General features: G+C 72.4%; 18 protein-coding genes and 1 tRNA gene. 12 read left to right on the plus strand and 7 right to left on the minus strand.

The features are described from left to right. Positions 1-382: 382 nt before the first annotated feature. A complete protein-coding gene (locus tag E0F75_RS28250; protein WP_229313777.1) occupies positions 383-1951 on the plus strand; it encodes an MFS transporter in 1569 nt (522 codons plus the stop codon). A gap of 154 nt (positions 1952-2105) precedes the next feature. Here the strand turns inward: E0F75_RS28250 and E0F75_RS28255 are convergent, their stop codons facing one another. From E0F75_RS28255 to E0F75_RS28275, 5 genes are all read right to left on the minus strand, one after another. Continuing rightward, positions 2106-4373 (minus strand): VCBS repeat-containing protein, encoded by a 2268-nt coding sequence (locus E0F75_RS28255; protein WP_229313778.1) that lies wholly within the window; start codon positions 4371-4373, stop codon positions 2106-2108. Positions 4374-4478: 105 nt separating this feature from the next. Next, the gene (locus E0F75_RS28260; protein ID WP_229313779.1) at positions 4479-4862 is read right to left on the minus strand and encodes a VOC family protein; all 384 of its coding nucleotides are present in this window, start codon (positions 4860-4862) and stop codon (positions 4479-4481) included. A 72-nt stretch (positions 4863-4934) separates the two neighbouring features. Next, complete coding sequence (locus tag E0F75_RS28265) at positions 4935-5813, minus strand: cellulose-binding protein (protein ID WP_229313780.1); 879 nt, start codon at positions 5811-5813, stop codon at positions 4935-4937. Between the two features lie 158 nt (positions 5814-5971). Then, positions 5972-8584 (minus strand): SUKH-4 family immunity protein, encoded by a 2613-nt coding sequence (locus tag E0F75_RS28270; RefSeq protein WP_229313781.1) that lies wholly within the window; start codon positions 8582-8584, stop codon positions 5972-5974. 7 nt (positions 8585-8591) lie between these two features. Then, a complete protein-coding gene (locus tag E0F75_RS28275; protein ID WP_030315356.1) occupies positions 8592-9590 on the minus strand; it encodes an SMI1/KNR4 family protein in 999 nt (332 codons plus the stop codon). A 267-nt stretch (positions 9591-9857) separates the two neighbouring features. Here E0F75_RS28275 and E0F75_RS28280 point away from each other — a divergent pair, with 267 nt between their 5' ends. Together E0F75_RS28280 and E0F75_RS28285 are read left to right on the plus strand one after the other, a co-directional pair. Next, a complete protein-coding gene (locus E0F75_RS28280) occupies positions 9858-10373 on the plus strand; it encodes a YwqJ-related putative deaminase (protein WP_229313782.1) in 516 nt (171 codons plus the stop codon). A gap of 10 nt (positions 10374-10383) precedes the next feature. Continuing rightward, a complete protein-coding gene (locus E0F75_RS28285) occupies positions 10384-10875 on the plus strand; it encodes an SUKH-3 domain-containing protein (RefSeq protein ID WP_229313783.1) in 492 nt (163 codons plus the stop codon). Here the strand turns inward: E0F75_RS28285 and E0F75_RS28290 are convergent. Further along, positions 10838-12184 (minus strand): sensor histidine kinase, encoded by a 1347-nt coding sequence (locus tag E0F75_RS28290; protein WP_229313784.1) that lies wholly within the window; start codon positions 12182-12184, stop codon positions 10838-10840. The two genes, E0F75_RS28285 and E0F75_RS28290, sit on opposite strands and share 38 nt — an antisense overlap. Before the next feature lie 131 nt (positions 12185-12315). Between E0F75_RS28290 and E0F75_RS28295 the strand changes: the two genes are divergently transcribed. The 7 genes from E0F75_RS28295 to E0F75_RS28325 all read left to right on the plus strand — a co-directional run bounded on the left by E0F75_RS28295 (position 12316) and on the right by E0F75_RS28325 (position 18085). Beyond that, positions 12316-12387, plus strand: a tRNA-Gln gene (locus tag E0F75_RS28295). A gap of 109 nt (positions 12388-12496) precedes the next feature. Continuing rightward, positions 12497-13984: a bifunctional UDP-N-acetylglucosamine diphosphorylase/glucosamine-1-phosphate N-acetyltransferase GlmU gene (glmU, locus tag E0F75_RS28300; protein WP_374115443.1), complete on the plus strand. Its 1488-nt coding sequence runs from the start codon at positions 12497-12499 to the stop codon at positions 13982-13984. 121 nt (positions 13985-14105) lie between these two features. Then, positions 14106-15080, plus strand: coding sequence for a ribose-phosphate diphosphokinase (locus E0F75_RS28305; protein ID WP_030315367.1), 975 nt, complete (start codon positions 14106-14108; stop codon positions 15078-15080). Between the two features lie 275 nt (positions 15081-15355). Beyond that, positions 15356-15943 (plus strand): 50S ribosomal protein L25/general stress protein Ctc, encoded by a 588-nt coding sequence (locus tag E0F75_RS28310; RefSeq protein WP_229313785.1) that lies wholly within the window; start codon positions 15356-15358, stop codon positions 15941-15943. A 98-nt stretch (positions 15944-16041) separates the two neighbouring features. Further along, the gene (pth, locus tag E0F75_RS28315; protein WP_229313786.1) at positions 16042-16638 is read left to right on the plus strand and encodes an aminoacyl-tRNA hydrolase; all 597 of its coding nucleotides are present in this window, start codon (positions 16042-16044) and stop codon (positions 16636-16638) included. 42 nt (positions 16639-16680) lie between these two features. Beyond that, positions 16681-17124: a hypothetical protein gene (locus E0F75_RS28320; RefSeq protein WP_229313787.1), complete on the plus strand. Its 444-nt coding sequence runs from the start codon at positions 16681-16683 to the stop codon at positions 17122-17124. A 136-nt stretch (positions 17125-17260) separates the two neighbouring features. Further along, positions 17261-18085: an LPXTG cell wall anchor domain-containing protein gene (locus E0F75_RS28325; RefSeq protein WP_229313788.1), complete on the plus strand. Its 825-nt coding sequence runs from the start codon at positions 17261-17263 to the stop codon at positions 18083-18085. An 86-nt stretch (positions 18086-18171) separates the two neighbouring features. On the opposite strand, the gene ppc is transcribed toward E0F75_RS28325, so the two are convergent. Next, entirely contained in the window at positions 18172-20901 is a 2730-nt protein-coding gene (gene ppc, locus E0F75_RS28330) for a phosphoenolpyruvate carboxylase (RefSeq protein ID WP_229313789.1), read from the minus strand. Positions 20902-21151: 250 nt separating this feature from the next. Between ppc and E0F75_RS28335 the strand changes: the two genes are divergently transcribed. Both E0F75_RS28335 and E0F75_RS28340 read left to right on the plus strand, forming a co-directional pair. Beyond that, positions 21152-22123 (plus strand): fatty acid desaturase, encoded by a 972-nt coding sequence (locus tag E0F75_RS28335; protein WP_229313790.1) that lies wholly within the window; start codon positions 21152-21154, stop codon positions 22121-22123. Then, on the plus strand, positions 22123-22806 hold the full coding sequence (locus tag E0F75_RS28340; RefSeq protein ID WP_229313870.1) for a TetR/AcrR family transcriptional regulator: 684 nt from the start codon (positions 22123-22125) through the stop codon (positions 22804-22806). Before E0F75_RS28335 ends, E0F75_RS28340 begins: the two co-directional genes overlap by 1 nt. Positions 22807-22838: the final 32 nt, after the last annotated feature.

The raw sequence follows: 22838 nt of genomic DNA on the forward strand, positions 1-22838 counted from the left end.
TAAGGAGCCGGAGCGGCTCTCCTCCTCCTCCGGCGGGACGAACAACCCCTGGGCCGTAAGGGGGAGATCCCCCTAAGGGACGTCCACCCGAGGCTCATCCGTCGCCATACCGCCGACGCGTCTCCGGCCGCACCCCCACGCCTCCGGCCGCGGCGCCGACGCCTCCACCTGCGCCACCGTCCTTTCCGGCCGCCGCGCCGGACATGCGTGAGGGCCTCCACCCTGAGGTGGAGGCCCTCATCTCACACAGAAGGCGCCCGCCGTCCGTCGCGCTCCGGAGGCACAGGACACGGAACGGAACGCCTTGGGGGTTCCTCCACCTCGGGTACGGGTGAGACCCTGTCGAACGAACATTTAGGTGTACAAAGAAAGGATTCTCGCGGTGACCGAGTCCTCCACGACACCGGCGGGCACACCCGCCGGAAAGGCCGGAACCGCCGCCACACCCGGCTCGCCGACCCCCCGCCGCCGCGGCCCCGTCGTGGCCGCCCTCATGCTCGGCATGGGGCTCGCCGCCATCGACGGCACGATCGTGTCCACGGCCGTCCCCCAGATCGTCGGCGACCTCGGCGGGCTCGCCGTCTTCTCCTGGCTGTTCTCCGGCTATCTGCTGGCCGTGACGGTCACCCTGCCGGTGTACGGGAAGCTCAGCGACACCTTCGGCCGCAAGCCGGTCCTGATCGCCGGGGTCGTCTTCTTCCTGATCGGCTCCCTGCTGTGCGCGGCCGCCTGGAACATGGCCTCCCTCATCGCCTTCCGCGTCGTCCAGGGCCTCGGCGGCGGCGCGCTCCAGGGCACGATCCAGACGATCGCCGCCGACCTGTACCCACTGAAGGAACGCCCCAAGATCCAGGCGAAGCTCTCCTCCGTGTGGGCCGCGTCCTCGGTCGCCGGCCCGGCGGCCGGCGGACTCCTCGCGGGGTACGCGGACTGGCGCTGGATCTTCCTGATCAACCTGCCGGTGGGTCTGGTGGCGCTGTGGCTGATCGTCAGGCACCTGGTGGAGCCGGAGCGGGCGGCACCCCGTGAGCCACGCGCGCGCGTACGGATCGACTGGGCGGGCGCGCTCGCCGTCTTCGCCACCGGAGCCCTGCTCCTGACCGCACTGGTCCAGGGCGGCGTCGCCTGGCCGTGGCTGTCGGCCCCGTCCCTCGGCCTCCTGGCCGGGGCGGCCGTCCTCGGCGCGGTCACGGTCTTCGTGGAACGGCGCGCGGCCGAACCGATCATCCCCGGCTGGGTCTGGCGCCGCCGCACGATATCAGCCGTCAACCTCGCGCTGGGCGCGCTGGGCCTGCTCATGGTCGCGCCGACGGTCTTCCTGCCGACGTACGCGCAGTCCGTCCTGGGCCTCGGCCCGATCGCGGCCGGGTTCGTCCTCTCGGTGATGACCCTGAGCTGGCCCATCAGCGCGGCGTTCTCGAACCGGATCTACGGCCGGATCGGCTTCCGCCTCACCGCCGTCATCGGCATCTCCCTGGCACTGCTGCTGCTCCTGGCCTTCCCGTTCCTGCCGTTCCCCGGGGAGCCCTGGCAACCCGCCCTGGTCATGCTGCTCCTGGGCGGGGCGCTCGGCCTCTTCCAACTGCCGCTGATCGTGGGCGTGCAGTCGACCGTCCCGTACGAGGAGAGGGGCACGACCACCGCGTCGGTCCTCTTCTGCCGCCAGGTCGGCCAGAGCGTGGGCGCGGCACTGTTCGGCGCCGTGGCGAACGCCGTCCTGGCCGCCCGCCTGGGCGGCGGCGACCTGGACACCCTGGCCCGCGCACTCGACGCGCCCGGCTCGCTGTCGGCCGGGACGATGGACGGTCTGCGGCGCGCGGTCGACGCGGCGGTCGACTACGTCTTCGTGGGCGCGGCGGGCGCGGCGGCCCTCGCGCTCCTGGTCCTCCTCACCCTGGCACCGCGTCGCTTCCCCGTGCTGCGGGAGGCGGCGGGGGACGACTCCGCCTGACCGCTGCCGCCGCCAGGGTGAACCGGGCGCACGGCCGCGCCCGGCCGTGCGGGTCCACCCGCACACCCCGGCCCCCGTCCGGAACTGCCGGACGGGGGCCGGGTGTTGCCGTCGGCCGATCGAAGCGGAGTACGCCTCCGCCCGACGGGACCGGCTAGAAGACGGTGTCGTACGGGACCCCGCTCGCGACGTCGGTCTTCACGCCGGGCTTGAAGGGCGCCTTCCAGTCGCCCGTGCCGGCGTAGAAGGTGGTGCCGGCGGCCGACGAGGCGATCAGGTCGGCGCGGCCGTCGCCGTTGGCGTCGCCGACACCGACGAGGCCGGTGAAGCCGCCCCAGCCGCCGCCGATCCGGGTGCGGGCGGCGAAGGTGCCGTCGCCCTTGCCGAGGTGCAGCCAGAGGACACCGTTCCTGTCCCGGGCGAGGAGGTCACCGGCCGGGCCTCCGGCGAGGTTCCCCACGGCGGAGACCTCGTTGTAGACGCCCCAACCGCCGCCGACCCGCTTACGGGCGGAGAAGGGGGCGGTGGCCTTCCCCGTGCCGGGGTGGAGCCACAGGACGCCGGCCTTGTCGGTGGCGACGGCATCCGTCCGGCCGTCACCGGTGACGTCGCCGCCGCCCGCGATCCGGTCGTAGATCTGCCAGCCGCCGCCGACCCACGTCCGCCCCGAGAGCGGCCTGTCCCGGTCGTTCGTGCCCTGGTAGAGCCAGAGGCCGCCGACGCGGTCCCGGGCGAGGACGTCGGGTGCGGTGGTGCCCGCGATGTTCCCGGCGGTCTCGATCCGGTCGTAGACCTGCCAGCCCCCGCTGACCCGCGAGACCCCGGTGTCCGTCAGGGAGCCGCCCGGGGCGGTGGGCCGCGTACCGAAGCGCCACAGCACGCCGCCGGTGTCCCGGACGAGGAGGTCGGCCGCGCCGTCGTCGTCGTAGTCGTGCGGTGCGGCGGGCCGGGTCACGGTGAACCGGCCAGTGGTGACCAGTTCGGGGCCGATGCCCTCGTCCGGAAGGGCGGTGAGCTTCCACTCGTACTCGCCGTTGCGGGCGGGCCCCGCCCGGTAGGAGTCCTCCAGGTCCCTGCCGTCCCAGCGCCAGGTGATCCGGCGCGGCGTCCCGGCGGTGACACCGAAGGGGGCAGGCCACTGGTGGGACACACTCTTCCCGCTGCGCACGTGGGTCACGGACAGCCGCACATGGCTGTCCGCCCGGGACAGGTCCCAGCTGAAGTCGACCCCGCGTGCGACCTGGGCGCCGGAGAGCGCCTTCGGGGTGACGGAACCGGTGAGGGTGACGAAGGTCGACTGCTGGGTCGAGGCGACCAGTTCGACAACCGGCCTGCCGCCGTCGGCGCGCGGCGAGATCCGGTAGAGGCCCTCCCCCTGCTCGGGGGTGCCACCGCGCACCAGAAGGGTGCCGCCGGGACCGGCGACGGCGGACGAGTGGGCGGTGAGGAGCTGGACCTTCTCGCGCGTCTCGACGGACTCGGCGGTGAACGGCCGCAGCGGGCGCTCGGACGCACCGTTGGGGTTGCCGGTGTCGTCGATGTGGACCTGCTGGCCCTGGACGATCCAGCCGCCGACGAGGTGGAGCGCGTCGTACGAGTCGCCGCTCGCCTTGATCAGCTTCCGCTCGGACGTGCCGCGCCGGTGCACACCGAACCACTCCGTGGTCCTGTCGTGCTCCCGCCACACCGCGTACGTGTCGGAGATCGCGTTCTGCCACCGGGGCTCGCTCCCGGCGTCCAGGGTCTGCGAGAACACCGCGGTCGCCGTGGTGAGGTCGACGACCGCCTTGGTCCACGGCCTGTCCTCACGGTCCCAGCAGTCGAAGACCGCGGCACCGGAGCTGTAGCCTCCCGTGTCGCCGGGGATGCAGTCCTCGGGCAGCCCGGTGATCGGGCGGTCGGTCAACTTGCCGTCCACGAGGGTGAAGAGGCGCGTCCGGAAGCTGTCCTCCCCGGTCGGCACGAGGATGGCGAGGGTGGAACCGAACACCCCGGCGAGGCCGTATCCGGTGCCGAGGTCGTCGAGGTCCACCACGACCGGGCCGGCCGCCGCCGACGCCGGCGTCGACATGTCGTGGAGCTTCAGGACGCGGCTCTCCGACAGGTAGGTCCGGTCGCCCGTGACGACGAGGTCCGAGGACGCTCCGGCGGAGACCCCGGACAGCACGGTCGAGGACCCGTCCGCGTACCGGGTCCAGCGCAACTCCGGGGTGCTGCCCCGGGACTTCGAGAGGAAGCCGCTCGGTCCTGCGCCGACGACGTCCGCGTTGCGCGGGAACGTCACCGTGGTCTGCTGGTCCTCCTGCGCGGCCCCCGGCGCGGCCGCGGCCGGGAGTGCGGTGAGCGTGCCGCCCGTGGCGGCGAGGACGATGGTGACGGCGGCGGCCGCGAGACGGCGGCCGCGCGTGCGTGCGTAGTTCACGTAGGTGTTCCCTCCCCTGGGAAAGGGGAGGTTAGCCGACGGACGGCGTCCGGCCGCCACCGGCCTCCGCCAGGAACCCGGTCTCCGCCAGGAGCCCCGCCTCGGTCACGCGCCGCCCGCCCGCTTCCGGGGCGAGATGCAGAACGGATGCCCCGCCGGGTCCAGGACCACCCGCCACCGGTCGGGGCTCGGCTGGGCCGTCGGCACCGTCGCGCCCCACTCCACGAGCCGGGCCACCGCATCGTCCAGGTCGTCGACGTCGAAGTCGAGGTGCAACTGCTGCGGCACGTCCGGGCCGGGCCAGGTCGGCGGCCGGTAGCCGTCGACCCGCTGGAAGCCGAGGATCAGCTCGCCCTCACCCCCGCCGACCCCCGCGAACTCCCCGTCCGACCGCTCGTGGAGCGGCAGCCCGGTGGCCCGGCGGTAGAAGTCGGCAAGGGCCAGGGGGTCGGCACAGTCGAGATTGACGGCGGTCGGTCGCATCAACATACGAGTGAGCTTAGACAGTTGGGGCGGGGCGGGGTCGGGGGCGGGGCTGCGCGGGCCCCGGGGGGCAGGCCGCTACTCCTCGCCCTCCCCCGTCGCCCCCGCGCGGCCCGTCAGCGCCGCCAGCGAGTTGCGGATGTGGTCCATGTGGCCGTGGATCTCGTCCCGGGCCTCCTCGTGCTCCCGCAGCACCCGCTCCGTCTCGCGCTCGGCCCGCTCCGCCTTCATCCGGGCCTCCGCGAGCAGCCCGCCCGCTCTCGCCTCCGCGTCCTCCTGGCCGTGCCGGGCCTGTTCCTCGGTCTCCGCCAGGGACCGCTGCGCCTCCGCGAGCCTCGTCTCCGCCGCGGCGGTCAGCTCCTCGTGGTGGGCGTCCAGGACGGCCGCCCGGCCCTCCGCCGTACGCTCCGCCTCCTCCCGTACGGCCGTCTGCTCCGCGCCCTGCTCCGCGAGGAGTTCCGCCGCGCGCCGCTCGGTCTCCTCGAAGACCTGCCGCGCCCCGGTCAGCCGCTCCTCCGCCTCGCGCCGCGCCTCCGTCGTCAGCTCCTCGGCCCGCGCCCGCGCCGTCGCCAGGGTCGCGCCCGCCGCCGCGTCGGTCGCCGCCCGGACGCCCTCCGCATAAGCCCGCGCCGCCTCCGCCGCCTCCCGGCCCGCCGCCTCCGCCGCCTCCGCGAGGGACTGCGCCTCCGCCTCGGCGGCCCGTACGAGCGTCTCGTCCTCCAGCTCCGCCAGCGCCAGGATCTCCCCCGCCCGGTCGCCGAGGGCCTCGTACCGGTGCGGCACCAACGCCTCCACGGCCGCCCGCAGCCGGGCCGCCTCGGCCTCCATCTCCTTCGCGAGGACGGTGAGCCGCGCGGCCCGCTCCCAGGCGCCGTCACGGTCCTCGGAGAGCGCGACGAGATGGCGGTCGACCTGCTCGGGCCGATACCCGCGCCCCCGTCCGACAGCGAAACTCATCCCTGGCGCCCCTTCCCTGTGCCCGACCCGAACATCCAGGATGCTGCATCAGAACGGACAAAAGGCGCCCAACGTGCATACACGTCGAGCGCCTTTCATCACATTCTGTCCAGCAGAGTCTGTCCAGCGGCGTCAGCGGGAAACCCCGGCCCCACCTTCTACAGAAGGCCGTCCCACATCTGCTCGAGCAGCACCGACCACCAGTTCTCCGGCGACGACAGCGCCGCCGGGTCCAGCATCGCCAACTGCGCCTGGAAGTCGACCGTCCAGCGGCCCGCCTGCTCCGGGTTCAGCCCGAACCGCAGCCGCCACATCCGGCCGAGCAGCGCCATCGCGCGCGTGAACTCCGGCAGTCCGGTGTTCACGAACTGCGGCGGCACCGGCTGCCCGCCGGGACCGGCCTCCACCGGCACCGCCACGATGTGCGCGGTCCCGTACTGGACGCAGATCGCCCGGCCGAAGTCCGAACCGAGCACCAGGTACGAACCCGCGTCCGGTGCGGCCTGGACCTGCCGCTGCGCCGCGAGCTCCGCCAGCGTCGGCACCACCGGCACCGCGGGCTGCGCCCAGAAGAACGGCCCGAAGTCCGCCGGCAGACCCGCCCACACCAGCGTGCGCGCCACCAGCTCCGGCACGCCCTGCCGCGACACGGCGCGCTGGTCGAAGCGGAGGATGCCGGGACCGAACGCCCCGGCCAGCTCCTGCGCGATCGCCTCCGGCGGAACCGGCGGCGCCGGCTGCACCTGCGGCAGCGGCGCCCGCACCGGCGCCGGGCGCGCGGGACCGTCCGCGACCTGGTGCAACTCGCCCTGGTGGGTGATGAGTTGCCGCATGCCCTGCTGGCGGCCCGCGTGATCACGACCGTACGGGGCGATGCTGGTGATCCGCGCCTGCGGCCAGGTCTCCCGGATCATCCGCGCGCAGTAACCGCCGGGCAGCTCACAGGACTCCAGCTCCGTGTGCAGCTCGAGCACCTGCTGCGGCGGCACGTTCATCGCGCGCAGCTCGTGCAGGATCTGCCACTCCGGGTGCGGGGTGCCCGGCGCCGAACGCCGGATGATCTGCGCCTCGGAACCGTCGGGCGCGCGATAGCGCAGCACCGCCTGGTAGCCGGGACCGACCGTCGGCTGACCCGTCGGCTGCGGATAGCCGTACGCGGGGGGTACGGCCCCGGGCACGGGACCGGGACCCGGAACCGGACCGGGTACGGGACCGGGCGCGGGCGCGGGCGGCGGTACGTGACCGCCGTGCAGCGGCGGCGGCGGAGCCGGCGGCCCCGGGGGCTGCGGCGCCGTCGGACCGGCCGGACCCGGGTGGGCCAGCATCGTCGCGGCGTGCTCGATGCCGCCCGCGGGCGTACCCGGCACACCCGGCGGCGGCGGGGGCGGCGGAGGCGCGCCCGGACCGCCCTGGTTCGGGTGGGCCAGCATCGTCGCCGCGTGGTGCACGGGCTGCGGCGGCGTCGGCGGACCGGGCGGGGCCGGAGCGGGCGGCGGACCGGGCGGACCCGGCTGCGCGGGCGGCCTGGGCCCCTCGGGCCCGAGCTGCGACACCAGTTGTGTGGGGATGTACGCACCGGCGCCCGACGAGCCACCGGGGACACCCGGGGCTCCCGGCGGCGGCGGGGGCGCCGCCGGACCGCGCCCGTTCTTCGGCGGCAGCGCGGCCTTGCTGGTCGCCGCGTCCGCGATGTCCCGGGCACCCGGCGCCGAGGGCGCGGGGGGCGGCGGCACACCGGGACCGGCGGCCTGCGGAGGCACGGGAGCATGAGGCGCGGACGGCGTGACCGGCGCGGGCGGGCCCGCCGGAGCGCCGCCCGGCGGCGGCGCGGACGGGTCGAGCCGGGGCGCCACGGCGGTCGGCGGCAGCGCGCTGCCGCCCTTCATCAGGGCGGTCGGCGCGTCGGCACCCACCTGCGGCAGCGGGGTGTCCTCGTCGTCCGTCCCGGACAGCGCCGGCGCGAACACGGTCGCGGGCAGCGGCACCGCGCCGTCCGCACCGCCGGAACTCGCGTTGGCGTCGGCCCACGGACTCGGCGCGGGCGGCGGAGTCGACGCGGGTACGGGACCGGGCGCCGGCGCGGGCGGAGCCGGAGGCGCCACAGGAGCGACGGGGGCCGCAGCGGCAGGAGCCGGGGCCACCGGAGCGGGGGCCACCGGAGCCGCAGGGGCCGAAGCCGCACCCGCACCCGGCGTCTCCGCCGGAACCCCGTCCATCGCGGTCGGCTCGTACGCGACGGCACCCGCCATCGCGGACACCCCCGCGCCCTCCGACGAGGAGGACGACGAGGCGACCGAGGCCGAAGGGGCCGTCTCCGCCGCCGCCACCGGCTCCGACGCGTCGTCCGTCGACGCCGTCGCGCTCCCGCTCTCCTGCGAGGCGTTCGGCTGCTTCGGCAGCCCGATCCGGTCCGCCGCGTCCTGCAGCCACTCCGGCGGACTCAACAGGAACGACGTCTGGTTCAGATCGATCCGCGCCGCCGGCACGGCCGCCTGCGCCGGGACCTCCTCCGAGGCCCCGTACTCCTCCTCGTACCGGCGGATCACCTCACCCACCGGCAGCCCCGGCCACAGCGTCGCCTCACCGCTGTCCCGGGCGATCACCAGCCGCTGACGCCCGCCGTCCGACGTCGGACCGCCCTCGCGGTCCTCAGCCCACACCACGAACCCCAGCTCGAATTCCCGCACCCGCACCTCACGGTGCTGATACGACGGCAGGTCGCCGTTGATCCATTCCTCGGCGCGCTCCTGCGCCTGCGCGAACGTCACCACAGCCCACTCACTCCCCCACCGGGACGACCGGCACCGCACGCGCGAAGCCACCGTCCACCATCAGGTTCGCCACCGTCTCCAGCTCCGGCGGATTGCCCGCGAGCCGCTGCAGAAACGCGTCGAAGTCCGCACCACAGGGCAGCAGCAGCCGCTCCACCCGCTCACCCACCGACCAGCCCGCCGCCACCTCGCCGGAGTCCCGGGCGTCGTCGTACGCGCAGAACCACACCGAACCGACCCCCTCACCCCGCACCTTCAGCGCGATCAGGCCGCCCTGGACGAACGCCACGCCCAGATAGTCCTTGGTCAGATGGTCCCGGAGGCACTTGTTGACGTAGACGAGGTCATTGACCCCCGCCTCCTCCCGCACCGTGAAGAACGGCTGGTCGACCAGGAGCCCCAGCTCCGCGTCGAGCGCCGCACCCACCGGAGCGCAGCCGCCGGCCGCCCGCAGGAACGAGCGGTACGCCCCCGGAAGCCGGTAGCCGAGATCCTCCTCGACGCCCTGGAGCTGCTGCTCCGACACCGACACCAGGCCCTTCGGCAGCCCGAAGTGCGCCGGCCGGGTCTCCTGCAAGGGGCGCGTGCCCCGCTTCGCATGGTCCACGGCGGCCGTCGCCACCCCGCCGTGATGGCGCAGCAACGCCTTCACCTCGACCGGGACCAGCTCCATCCGGCGACTGCGGGCCACGTGGTGCCAGGTCCAGCCGTGCGGCGTCGCCACCGACGGGATCGTGTCCCACAGCTCATGACCGGTCGCCGCCATCGCCGCGTTCGCCGACACGTAGTCCGTGAGCCGCAGCTCGTCGACGCCGAAGCCCTCCGGCGGGTCGGCGATCTCCGCCGCCGCACGCGCGTACGGCGAGAAGTCCGGGTGACCGAACTCGTCCACCCGCACCCCTCGCGGGTGCCGGGAGGCCCGGACCGGGTCCGGGAAGTGCACGACCTGCCCGGCATAGGCCGCGTTCGGTGGCGCGGTGTCCTGCCCGAGCCGACCTGTCGTCATGGCGGTTGCCCCCTGCACTGGCGTCGCTGACTGCTACTACCCGCAGCCGCTGGCTGCTCCTGACTGATGCCGCACAGCCTATGCGCTGCCACAAGAGCCCGAACCGGCCCGATCCGACGGTGACCAACTGTCACGACGCCATGACAGGTGCACCATGATTGCGACACACCGAAGCCGCGTTTCGGCGCCCCAGCTTCCCCATATGGCTCCCTATTTGGCAGGCTGTCCACGCAACTCGGGGGATTGCAGGAGGGGAAGACCAGCACCATGCACGCAGCACCGACACCCACACAGGGTGACCCACGCCTCAACTGGAGCAGCAGCGCCGACACCACACGCGCGCCGTTACTGCGTCAGCGCCGCGACGGCATCCTTCCCACCGTCGGGGCCGCTCTCTCCGTCCGCGGCGAGACGACCCTCACCTGCACCGCCGGCCGCGGCGACCGGCCGCCCGCCCTGCACGCCCTCGTCCAGGACTTCCTCGACACCCTCACCAGCGGCCAGCGCGAACGCTTCACCGGACGATGTCCCGAGGCGATCCTGCTCTCCCGGCACCTCACCGCCACCGAGAACGCCCGCTCCAAACGCGCCCAGCGCAAACCGCTCACCCCGGGCGAGGCCCGCCGCTCCCTCAAGCACGCCAAGCTCACCGCACGGCACATCCGCGAGGACGGCGACCCCCTGCACGGCAGCTACGCCGCACCCTGCCGCTCCTGTACCGCGATGCTCGCCCACTTCGGTGTCCGCACCGTCGACCCCACCACGCCTGTCGAGAACGGCTGACCGCACCCACATGCCCGACCACCTCAGCACCACCCGGTTCCCGGTCAACGTCGACGCCGCCCTCCGCGAGGCCGGCTGGCAGCCCGGCCGCTGGGACATCAAGCTCGCCGAAGAATGGGCCGACACCCTGCGCGCCCACCTCTCCCCGGCGGGACACCGGCACAGCGTCTTCCCCGCCGTCGTCGAGGCCTGGGCCGAATTCGGCGGGCTGCGGATCACCGCGCCCGGCCACGGCCGCCAGATAGCACCCGCGGCCGTCCGCTTCGACCCGCTCGCCGGGCTCCATCTCTCCCGCACCCTCGCGGACCTCGGCCGCGCCCTGGACACCGAGCTCGCGCCGCTCGGCGAGGAGGGCGACCACCAGGCGATCCTCGCCATGGACATGGAGGGGCGGGTCTACAGCCTCGACCACGCGGGCGACTGGTACCTCGGGAAGGACATCGACGCGGCGCTCTCGACCCTCGTCACGGGCGCGCAGCCGACCCGCCTGACGGCGGGGTGACCGTCGGCAGCACCGCCGACACCTTGAATCCGCCCTCATCGGTCGCCCCGGAGACGAACACCCCGCCGAGCCGCAGCACGCGCTCCCGCATGCCGACGAGCCCGTTCCCGCCGCTCGGCAGCCGTACGTCGGCGACGCCCGCGTCCGAAGGACACGGACCGTTCTCCACCTGCATCGCGACCTCGACCTCCCGGTGCGCGAGCCGCACCACGACCTCGGCACCCGCCGCGTGCTTGTGGACGTTGGTCAACGCCTCCTGCACCACGCGGTACGCCGTGCGCTCCACCTCCGGCGGATAGGCCCGCGCGTCACCGATGACGACGAACTCCACCACCGCCCCCGCGAGCCGGGACTGCTCGCACAGTCCCTCCAGCGCGTCCAGACAGGGCCCGTCCTCGGCGGCGGCCTCGGCGGCAGCGGCGGCGGCCCGACCGACGGCCGCCAGCGGCACGGGAGCGGGGGCCACCGGAGCGGTCCCCTCCCTCAGCACCCCCAGCATCTCCCGCAGCTCGGTCAACGCCTGCCGCCCCATGTCCCCCACCAGGGCGGCGTTCCGCACGGCCTTCTGCGGGTCCTTCAGCGCCACCGCCTGCAGCGCCGCCGCGTGCACCACCATCAGCGACACCCGGTGCGCCACCACGTCGTGCATCTCACGGGCGATCCGCGTCCGCTCCTCCTGCCGCGCCCACTGCGCCCGCTGCTCCGCCCGGTCCGCAAGCAGCGACAGCTCCTGCTCCAGACTGTCCGCCCGTTCCCGCAGACTCTCCATGAGCCGGCGGCGCGCCCCTATGTAGAGGCCGAAGAGCAGCGGCGGCGCGTTGAGCCCGAGGGTCATGAAGAGCGCGACGACCGGCACGTACCAGCCGCTCGGGTCGATGTCCGGCTGCCCGACGTCGGCCTGGGCGAGGTCCTGTCGCATCCGCACCGCGGTCACGACGAACACGGCGACCGTCGACATCCCGGCGAGCAGGGCGGTGATCCGCCGGGGCACCTCGGAGGCGGCGAGCGAGTAGAGCCCGACGATCCCCATGAGGAAGCCCATCTCGGCGGGCGTCATCGCGATCGACACGAGCACGACCGCGATGGGCCATCGCCGCCGTACGAGCAGTACGGAGCCGACCATCAGCCCGAACAGCACCCCGACGGGCACGGGCAGTGAGGCCTTCTCGGCGAAGCCGATCCCTTCGAGCGCGCACTCCAAGGCGGACACGAGGGCGAGCCCCCCATCGAGCACGGCACTCCGCCGTCTCCCCCACCACCACCAATTCCCGACGCCCACGGCGCCCCGGTCTGCCCCCGTTGTGGTCATACCCACCACCCTACGGGCGAGCCCCGGCGTCGCCGCGGCGAACACCGTCGCATCGAAGCCACTTGGTACGGCATAGTGGAGGCCGCCGGGGCACGAGACCGACGCTTTGTCCGTTTCCACCCCGTACACCATCCCCTGTGGTGTAATTGGCAGCACTGAGGCTTTTGGTGCCTTATGTCCGGGTTCGAGTCCTGGCGGGGGAGCTTCTTCACTCGGGTCCTGACCGTCGCGGTCAGGACCCGCACTCATGTCCGCCACCCTGCCCCCCGGTATCCTTCGTGCGTCCACCACCCAAAGCCGAAGGGCATTCCCGTGAGCGCCAACCGCCCCCAAGTTCTCGGCTCCGCTCGAACAGGGGAGGCCCCCTTGGCAGCCGTCGTCGTCCTCGCAGCGGGTGAGGGCACCCGTATGAAGTCGAAGACCCCCAAGGTCCTCCACGAGATCGCCGGGCGGTCGCTCGTCGGGCATGTCGTGTCCGCTGCCCGGGAGTTGGAGCCCGAGCACCTCGTCGTGGTCGTCGGGCACGCCCGCGAACTGGTGAAGGGGCACCTGGAGGAGCACTACGCCGGGACCCGGACCGCCGTCCAGGAGGAGCAGAACGGCACCGGGCACGCGGTACGGATGGCCCTGGAGGAGCTCGGGCAGGCGCCCGAGGGGACCGTGGTCGTCGTCTGCGGCGACACCCCGCTGCTGTCCGGTGAGACGCTGCGCGCCCTCGCCGACACCCACGCCGCCGACGGCAACGCCGTCACCGTGCTGAGCGCCGAGGTCCCCGACTCCACCGGGTACGGGCGGATCGTGCGGGACCCGGCGACCGGGGCCGTGACCGAGATCGTCGAGCACAAGGACGCCTCCGACGAGCAGCGGGCCATCCGGGAGATCAACTCCGGCGTGTTCGCCTTCGACGGGCAGCTGCTCGCCGACGCCCTCGGCAAGGTCCGGACGGACAACAGCCAGGGCGAGGAGTACCTCACCGACGTGCTGAGCATTCTGCGCGAGGCCGGACACCGCGTCGGCGCCTCCGTCGCCGACGACCACCGCGAGATCCTCGGGATCAACAACCGCGTGCAGCTCGCCGAGGCCCGCGCCCTGCTGAACCGGCGGCTGATCGAGCGGGCCATGCTCGCCGGCGTGACCGTGGTCGACCCCGCGTCCGTCTTCGTGGACGTCACCGTGACCTTCGAGCCCGACGCCGTCCTCCTGCCCGGTACGCAGCTCCTCGGGACGACGCACATCGGCGAGGACGCCGTGGTCGGCCCGAACACGCGCCTGAAGGACACCCGCGTCGACAAGGGCGCCCGGGTGGACAACACCGTCGCCGACTCCGCCGTCATCGGCGAGAGCGCCTCCGTGGGGCCGTTCGCGTACCTCCGTCCGGGCACCAACCTCGGCCGGAAGTCCAAGGCCGGCACGTACGTCGAGATGAAGAACGCGACGGTCGGCGAGGGCACCAAGGTCCCCCATCTGTCGTACGTGGGTGACGCCACGATCGGCGAGTTCACGAACATCGGCGCGGCGAGCGTCTTCGTGAACTACGACGGTGAGGCGAAGCACCACACCACGATCGGGTCGCACTGCCGGACCGGGTCGGACAACATGTTTGTGGCTCCCATCACGATCGGGGACGGCGCGTACACCGCCGCGGGGTCCGTGATCACGAAGGACGTGCCGGCCGGCTCGCTCGCCGTCGCCCGGGGCCAGCAGCGGAATATCGAGGGTTGGGTGGCCCGGAAGCGTCCCGGCAGCGCTGCCGCGCAGGCCGCTCAGGCCGCCTCGGAGGACTCCGCCGGCGAAAGCTGACCGGAAACGGGTGCGTCGAACTCGGCGTACCGTGATACGTGCACACAAATTCGGCTGGCTCGCACACGCGCACGACAGCTCGTGGAACGCGGCCAGACAACACGTCTGAGGAGACAGTGCTGTGACCGGGATCAAGACGACCGGCGAGAAGAAGCTGATGCTCTTCTCCGGCCGCGCCCACCCCGAGCTGGCCGAGGAGGTCGCGCACCAGCTGGGCGTCGGCCTCGTTCCGACCAAGGCGTTCGACTTCGCCAACGGTGAGATCTACGTCCGCTTCCAGGAGTCGGCCCGTGGCGCGGACTGCTTCCTGATCCAGAGCCACACGGCTCCGATCAACAAGTGGATCATGGAACAGCTGATCATGATCGATGCTCTGAAGCGGGCCTCGGCCCGGAGCATCACCGTGATCATCCCGTCGTACGGCTACGCCCGTCAGGACAAGAAGCACCGCGGCCGTGAGCCGATCTCGGCGCGTCTGGTCGCGGACATGCTGAAGACGGCCGGCGCGGACCGCATCCTGACGGTGGACCTGCACACGGACCAGATCCAGGGCTTCTTCGACGGCCCGGTGGACCACCTGTCGGCGCTGCCGGTGCTCGCGGACTACGTGGGCGCGAAGGTCGACCGTTCCAAGCTGACGATCGTCTCCCCGGACGCGGGCCGCGTGCGGGTCGCCGACCGCTGGTGCGACCGGCTGGACGCGCCGCTGGCGATCGTGCACAAGCGTCGTGACAAGGACGTCGCCAACCAGGTCACCGTGCACGAGGTCGTCGGTGACGTGAAGGGCCGCGTCTGTGTCCTGGTGGACGACATGGTCGACACCGGTGGCACGATCTGCGCCGCGGCGGACGCACTGTTCGCGCACGGCGCGGAGGACGTCATCGTGACGGCCACGCACGGCATCCTGTCGGGTCCGGCGGCGGACCGCCTGAAGAACTCCAAGGTGAGCGAGTTCGTGTTCACGGACACGCTGCCGGTACCGGGCGCGCTGGAGCTGGACAAGATCACGGTGCTGTCGATCGCGCCGACGATCGCGCGTGCGGTGCGCGAGGTGTTCGAGGACGGTTCGGTGACGAGCCTCTTCGAGGAGCACTGAGCCGTAGCGGCACAGTGAGCGGCAGGCAGTAGGCAGTGGGCGTGAGGGCCGTTTCCCCGTTCGGGGGAGCGGCCCTCCGTCGTGTTCGGGTGATCGAATTGGGTGGTAGGGCGGCGGGCCGGTAGACTGCCGTAGTTGCTCGGCGAGGGAGGCCGTACCCGTACGGATGTACAGGGTCACGGCGGTCCGTTATCGACGCGCTCTTCGTAGCAGGCCATCGCCAGTCGTGGCCGGGTGACCCAGGTTTTTCGTCACCTTTCTACGAGGAGTGCACCATGTCCGAGGTCAAGCTCGCCGCTGCCGTCCGTACCGAGTTCGGCAAGGGCGCCGCCCGGGCGATCCGCCGCAACAACCAGGTTCCCGCCGTCGTCTACGGCCACGGCTCCGAGCCGGCGCACGTGACCCTCCCGGCCCACGACCTCGCCCTCGCGCTTCGTACGCCGAACGTCCTGCTCTCCCTGGACGTCGACGGCAAGAACGAGCTGGCGATCCCGAAGGCCATCCAGCGCGACGCCATCAAGGGCTACCTCGTCCACGTCGACCTGCTGCTCGTCAAGCGCGGCGAGAAGGTCACGGTCGAGATCCCGGTCCAGGCCGAGGGCGAGCTCGCCGCCGGTGGCAACCTGCTCGAGCACGTGCTGAGCACCCTCTCCATCGAGGCCGAGGCCACCCACCTCCCCGAGGCCGTCACGGTCTCCGTGGAGGGCCTGGAGGCCGGTTCCTCCGTCCTCGCCGGTGACATCACCCTGCCGAAGGGCTCGACCCTGGTGACCGACGCCGAGGCCGTCGTCCTCCAGGTCCTGGCCGCGCAGGCCGAGGAGCCGGCCGCCGAGGCCGAGGCCACCGCGGGCGCGGAGGCCTGAGCCGTAGGCTCTGTTTGACGTGACGGGGTGACGGGCCGCACGGCCCGTCACCCCGTTTTTCGTATCTGGACGTATCTGGACGAGGAGACCCGACGCACATGACCGATGACGCGAACGCGCCCTGGCTGATCGTCGGCCTCGGCAATCCCGGGCCGGAGTACGCGGCCAACCGGCACAACATCGGGTTCATGGCGGTGGACCTGCTCGCCGAGCGGATGCGGGGCTCGTTCAAGCGGGCGGGGAAGGCGCAGGCGCAGGTCGTCGAGGGCCGGATGGGCCCGCCGGGACCGGCGAGCCGTCGGGTGGTGCTCGCGAAGCCGATGTCGTACATGAACCTGTCGGGCGGCCCGGTGACGGCACTGCGCGACTTCTACAAGGTGCCGACGGCGAACATCGTGGCGATCCACGACGAGCTGGACATCGACTACGGGGTGCTGCGGCTGAAGATCGGCGGCGGCGACAACGGGCACAACGGTCTGAAGTCGATGACGAAGGCGATGGGTGCGGAGTACCACCGGGTGCGGTGCGGGATCGGGCGCCCGCCGGGCCGGATGCAGGTGGCGGACTTCGTGCTGAAGGACTTCTCGTCGACGGAGCGCAAGGACTTGGACTGGTTCGTGGACCGGGCGGCGGACTCGGTGGAGTGCCTGGTGGCGGAGGGTCTGGAGCGGGCGCAGTCCGCGTACAACTCCTGAGGCCGGTGGGGCTCTCGCGGTACGACTGTACGATCGCGGGTCATGACGCACGTCCGTAACGCCGCCATGGCCCTGGTCGCCCTCCTTCTCGTGGTCGCGGGCGCCTGGACCTCCTGGAACTCGGCCCAGCACGTCCTGCTCGCCAAGGGGCGGGAGCACGGCACGCTGACGGTCACCGGCTGCACCGATGACACGTGCAGCGGCCGGTACGCCCCGGAGGACGCCTCCTCGACGCGCCGGACGCTGACGATCGCGCGTTCGGTGGCGGCGGAACGGGGCGTGACGATCCCGGTGGTGGTGAAGCCGGGCACGGACGAGGGCGTACGGACGGGCTGGGGCGGCGGTCTGCACGCGTGGCTGCCGCTGGGCGGGGCGCTACTGCTCGCGGCGCCGCTGATCGGTGGCGGTCTGCGGCTGCCGAGGACGGCGTGGTCGGCAGCCGGGGCGGGCGCGGCGCTGCTCGTGGCGGCGTTCTTCGCGCTCTGAGGGTTGTGGCCGGATTCCACTAGTTCCTGGCGCGATTGTTATGGAGCTCTGGCTTAAGGCTGACATAAAGCGATGGATAGGCTGCCCTCCTGCCACCCCCCACGGCATCCCTCATCCCATAGATGGACGACTGCACATGCGACGTTCTCTCATACCCGCCGCCGCGTTTGTCGCGGCCATGGCAGGCTCCCTCGTCCTGGCCCCGGTGGCTTCCGCGTCGGAGGCCCCCAAGCCCGCGCCGCTGCCCCTCCACCAGGTCGAAGACCTTCCCCTGACCGCCGAGGAGTTCGGCGAGAAGGGCGACTGCCCGACGGTGCCGGCCGGCAAGGACGGCTGGCACTTCGTGCTGCCGGGCAGCGGCAAGGGCGACTCCGCCGTCTTCACCAAGCTGACGGTGGAGTTCCAGCCGGGTGGCATCCAGACCATCACGACCTTCGGCCCGCCGAGCGACAAGCACGCCTACGCGACCTCCGAGCCGGGCGCCAAGCTGGTCTCCGCCTCGGCCGAGGTCTCCGCCCCGGTCAAGCAGGGCTGGTTCAACCTGTCCCACACCTGCCCGGCCACCCCCGTCTCCGAGACCACCCCTCCCGTCACGGAGACCCCTGGTACCGAGACCCCCGGCACGGAGACTCCCGGTACGGAGACCCCGGGCACGGAGACCCCCGGCACCGAGACGCCCGGCACGGAGACCCCGGGTACCGGGACTCCCGCTCCGTCGGAGACCACCCCCGGTGCCTCCGAGACCCCCGGCGCCTCGGAGACCCCCGGTGGCACCGAGTCGCCGTCCGCCTCCACCCCCGCGGGTGAGACCGGCGGCAACGGTGGCACCGGCAGCACCGGCGGCGACCTCGCCGAGACCGGCGCCGGCGCCCCCGTCGGCGTTCTCGCCGCCGTCGCCGTGGCCCTCGCGGGTGCCGGCGCGTTCCTGGTGACCCGCCGTCGCAAGGCCCAGCAGCACTAAGGGCCGGCGGTACCGACGTACCCCGTCATGAAGGTGCCCCCGTGGAGGAATCTCCACGGGGGCACCTTCCTGTGTACGGCCGGGCGTCAGCCGGTGTTGCGCAGGCCCGCCGCGACGCCGTTCACGGTGAGGAGCAGGGCCCGTGCGAGCAGCGGGTCCGGGTCCTCGCCGCGCTCGGCGGCGCCGCGCTGGCGGGCGAGGAGGGCGACCTGGAGGTAGGAGATCGGGTCCAGGTAGGCGTCGCGGATGGCGAAGGTCTGCTGGAGGACCGGGTTGGAGTCCAGGAGCTTCTCGCCGCCGGTGACCTTGAGGACCTCGGCGACGGTCAGCGCGTGCTCGGCCTCGATGGTGTCGAAGACGTGCTTGAGGTCGTCGGGGACCAGGGTGTCGACGTAGTGGCGGGCGATCCGCAGGTCGGTCTTCGCGAGCGTCATCTCGACGTTGGAGAGGAAGTTGCCGAAGAAGCCCCACCTCTCGTACATCTCGCCGAGGACCGGGGCGAGACCGGCCTCGCGCAGGGCCTTGAGGCCGGAGCCGACGCCGTACCAGCCGGGGACGATCTGGCGGGACTGGGTCCAGCCGAACACCCAGGGGATGGCGCGGAGTCCGTCGAGGGAGACGCCGGAGCCGGGGCGGCGGGAGGGCCGTGAGCCCAGGTGCAGGTCGGCGAGCTGGTCGACGGGGGTGGAGGCGAGGAAGTACGCCGGCAGGCCGGGGTCCTCGACGAGCTTGCGGTAGGCGGTGTGCGCGGCGTCCGAGACGGTGTCCATGGCCGCGTCCCAGCGGGCGAGGGCCTCGTCGGACTGGCGCGGGGAGGTGTGCAGGGCGGAGGCCTGCAGCGTGGCCGCGACGGTCAGTTCGAGGTTCTCGCGGGCGAGGGACGGGATCAGGTACTTGTCGGAGATGACCTCGCCCTGCTCGGTCACCTTGATCTCGCCCTCGAGGGTGCCCCAGGGCTGGGCGAGGATCGCGGTGTGCGAGGGGCCGCCGCCGCGGCCGACGGTGCCACCGCGGCCGTGGAAGAGGCGGAGGCGCACGCCGTAGCGGTGGGCGACGTCGCGGAGGCGACGCTGAGCGCGGTGGATCTCCCACTGGCTCGTGGTGATGCCGCCGAACTTGGAGGAGTCCGAGTAGCCGAGCATGACCTCCTGGACGTCGCCGCGGAGCGAGACGAGGCGCCGGTAGGAGGGGTCGGCGAGCATGCCGTCCAGGATGACGTCGGCGGCCTTGAGCTCGTCGGTGGTCTCCAGGAGCGGCACGATGCCGATCTTGGCCCAGCCGGCGTGCAGGTCGATCAGGCCGGCCTCGCGGGCGAGGACGGCGGCGGCGAAGACGTCGTCGGCGCCCTGGCACATCGAGATGATGTACGACTCGATGACCTCGGGGCCGAAGCGCTCGAAGGCCTGCTTGATGGTGTGGAAGACGCCGAGGGTCTTCTCGCCGGCGGCGTCCAGCGGGGCCGGGGTCGGGGCGAGCGGGCGGCGCGAGCGCAGCTCCTTGGCGAGCAGCTTCTGCCGGTAGTCGCGCGGCATGTCGGCGTACCGCCAGGACTCCTCGCCGAGGCGGTCGAAGAGCTGCCCGAGGGCGTGGTGGTGGGCGTCGGCGTGCTCGCGGACGTCCATGGTGGCGAGCTGGAGGCCGAAGGCGGAGAGGGTGCGGATGGTGCGGTCCATCCGGCCGTCGGCGAAGAGCGCGCCGCGGTGCTCGCGCAGCGAGGTCTGGATCAGGGTGAGGTCGTGGACGAGCTCGGCGGTGCCGAGGTAGTCGCGGCCGTCCTGGTGGGGGGTGCCGGAGGCGAGGCGCTCGCGGGTGTTGACGAGCTTCTGCCGGATGCACGTGGCCTTGAGGCGGTACGGCTCCTCGGCGTTGAGGCGCTTGTAGCGGGGGCTGATCTCCGGGAGGAGTTCCAGGTCGCGCTGGAGGGAGTCCAGGAGCTCCTGGGTGGCTCCGGCGTAGCGGATGGAGTTGGAGAGGAGCCCGCGCAGGTAGTCGACGAGTTCGAGGGCGTCGGTGATGCCGTGCTCGTGCTGGAGGATCAGGACGTCCCTGGTCACCTGGGGGGTGACGTTGGGGTTGCCGTCGCGGTCGCCGCCGATCCAGGTGCCGAAGGTGAGCGGGCGGGTGCCGGCCGGGAGTTCGACGCCGACGCGCTCCAGCTCCGCGGCGAGGTCCTCCAGGACGTCGCCGACGGCGCCGGCGTGCAGCTCGTCGAGGTAGTAGATGGCGTTGCGGGCCTCGTCGGCGGGCTCGGGGCGAACGACCCGGAGCTCGTCGGTCTGCCAGATGAGGTCGATGTTCTCGGCGAGCCGCAGGTCGTGGCGGCGCCGGTCGGCCTCGATGACCGGGGTCTCCAGGAGCGCGGCGATGCGGCGCAGCTTGTTCAGGACGGAGCGCCGGGCGGCTTCGGTGGGGTGCGCGGTGAAGACGGGCCGGACGTTGAGGTTCTTGACCGTCTCGCGGACGTGCTCGGGGTCGCCGTCCTTGAGCATGTCGGCGGTGCGGGCGAGGAGGCCGCCCTCGGCGGCGCGCTTCTCGCGCATCTCGCGGCCGCGGTGGACCTGCTCGGTGACGTTCGCGAGGTGGAAGTAGGTGGAGAAGGCGCGTACCAGCTTGGCGGCGGTCTCGAGTTCGACGCCGCGGAGCAGCTCGGCGGCGGCCTCGCCGTCCTCGCGGGTGAGGCTGCGGACCCGCTCGACGAGGTCGAGGAGCTCGTGGCCCTCCTGGCGGACGAGGGTCTCGCCGAGGAGATCGCCCAGTCGGCGGATGTCGGCGCGCAGCTCGGCGCTGGCGGTGGGGGTCTGGTCGGCACTGCTCACAGGTGCGGCTCCTTGCAGTGTTTGAGCACGTCTGGAGGGGTACTGGAGGCTTGCGGACCGCGCTGTCCGACGCACCCAGGATAGGTGTCCACATTGTGGTCGGCGGGCAGGCCCCTCTTGTGCCCCCTTGCCGCGCGCCCCGGCGCTGCCATACTTACGACGCCGTAGGTTACGGACGCGTAGCCTCGCGCTCGTTTCATACCGTTCCGCTCCCTTTCATCCCTCATCCCTTCATCCCCAGGGGACACCCATGACCACCAGCCCTGAGTTGCTCGAAACCGAACAGGACCCCCTGCCCTCCGGCACGCTCGGCGGGGACAAGAAGCGATCGATCGAGCAGATCACGCTGCTGCTGTTCATCACGGTGCCCTTCATCGCCCTGATCGCGGCGGTGCCGCTGGCCTGGAGCCGGGGCGGCGTGTCGTGGCTCGATCTGGGTCTGCTGGTGGCGATGTACTACATCGGCTGCCACGGCATCACGATCGGCTTCCACCGTTACTTCACCCATGGTTCGTTCAAGGCCAAGCGGCCGCTGCGGATCGCGCTCGCGATCATGGGCTCGCTGGCGGTGGAGGGTCCGCTGGTGCGCTGGGTGGCGGACCACCGCAAGCACCACAAGTTCTCGGACGCGGAGGGCGACCCGCACTCGCCGTGGCGTTTCGGTGAGACGGTGCCGGCCCTGATGAAGGGCCTGTGGTGGGCGCACATCGGCTGGATGTTCGACGAGGAGCGGACGCCGCAGGCGAAGTACGCGCCCGATCTGATCAAGGACCCGGCGATCCGGCGGATCTCCCGTGACTTCATCTTCTGGACGATGCTGTCGCTCGCGATCCCGCCGCTGGTGGGCGGTCTGGTGACGATGTCCTGGTGGGGCGCGTTCACCGCGTTCTTCTGGGGTTCGCTGGTGCGGGTCGCGCTGCTGCACCACGTGACCTGGTCGATCAACTCGATCTGTCACGCGGTGGGCAAGCGTCCGTTCAAGTCGCGGGACCGTTCGGGCAACGTGTGGTGGCTTGCGGTGCTGTCCTGCGGCGAGTCCTGGCACAACCTGCACCACGCGGACCCGACGTCGGCGCGGCACGGGGTGCTGCGCGGCCAGGTCGACTCCAGCGCGCGGCTGATCCGCTGGTTCGAGCTGGCGGGCTGGGCGTACGACGTGCGCTGGCCGGCGAAGGAGCGCATCGAAGCCCGCCGCCAGAGCGCGCCCGCAGACGCGGCATGATGGAAGACGTGGCGATCGACGGCAGGACCAGTGGCACCGGCAGCGGCGAGCAGAAGCCCCGGCGGGGCCGCCGGGTGCGGATGACGGGCGCGGAGCGCCGGGAGCAGCTGCTGGACATCGGCCGGACGCTCTTCGCCGAGAAGGGCTTCGAGGGCACGTCGGTGGAGGAGATCGCGGCGAAGGCCGGGGTCTCCAAGCCGGTGGTGTACGAGCACTTCGGGGGCAAGGAGGGGCTGTACGCGGTCGTGGTCGACCGGGAGATGCGCCAGCTCCTCGACGGGGTGACGGGCGCGCTGACGGCGGGGCATCCGCGGGAGCTCCTGGAGCAGGCGGCGTTCGCGCTGCTCGACTACATCGAGAACTACACGGACGGTTTCCGGATTCTCGTACGGGACTCCCCGGTGGCGCAGTCGACGGGCACGTTCGCGTCGCTGATCAGCGACATCGCCACGCAGGTGGAGGACATCCTGGGCCTGGAGTTCAAGGCCCGGGGCTTCGACCCGAAGCTGGCACCGCTCTATGCGCAGGCGCTGGTGGGCAGTGTGGCGCTGACGGGTCAGTGGTGGCTGGACGTCCGCAGGCCGAAGAAGGCGGAGGTCGCGGCGCATCTGGTGAATCTGGCGTGGCACGGTCTGGACGGTCTGGAGCCGAAGCCGCGGTTGATAGGGCACCGGAAGAACTGACGGGAGAATTCCGGAGAGTAAAGCTCTGGCAT

It is taken from the genome of Streptomyces sp. CB02980, from assembly GCF_014451325.2.
Lineage (GTDB): Bacteria > Actinomycetota > Actinomycetes > Streptomycetales > Streptomycetaceae > Streptomyces.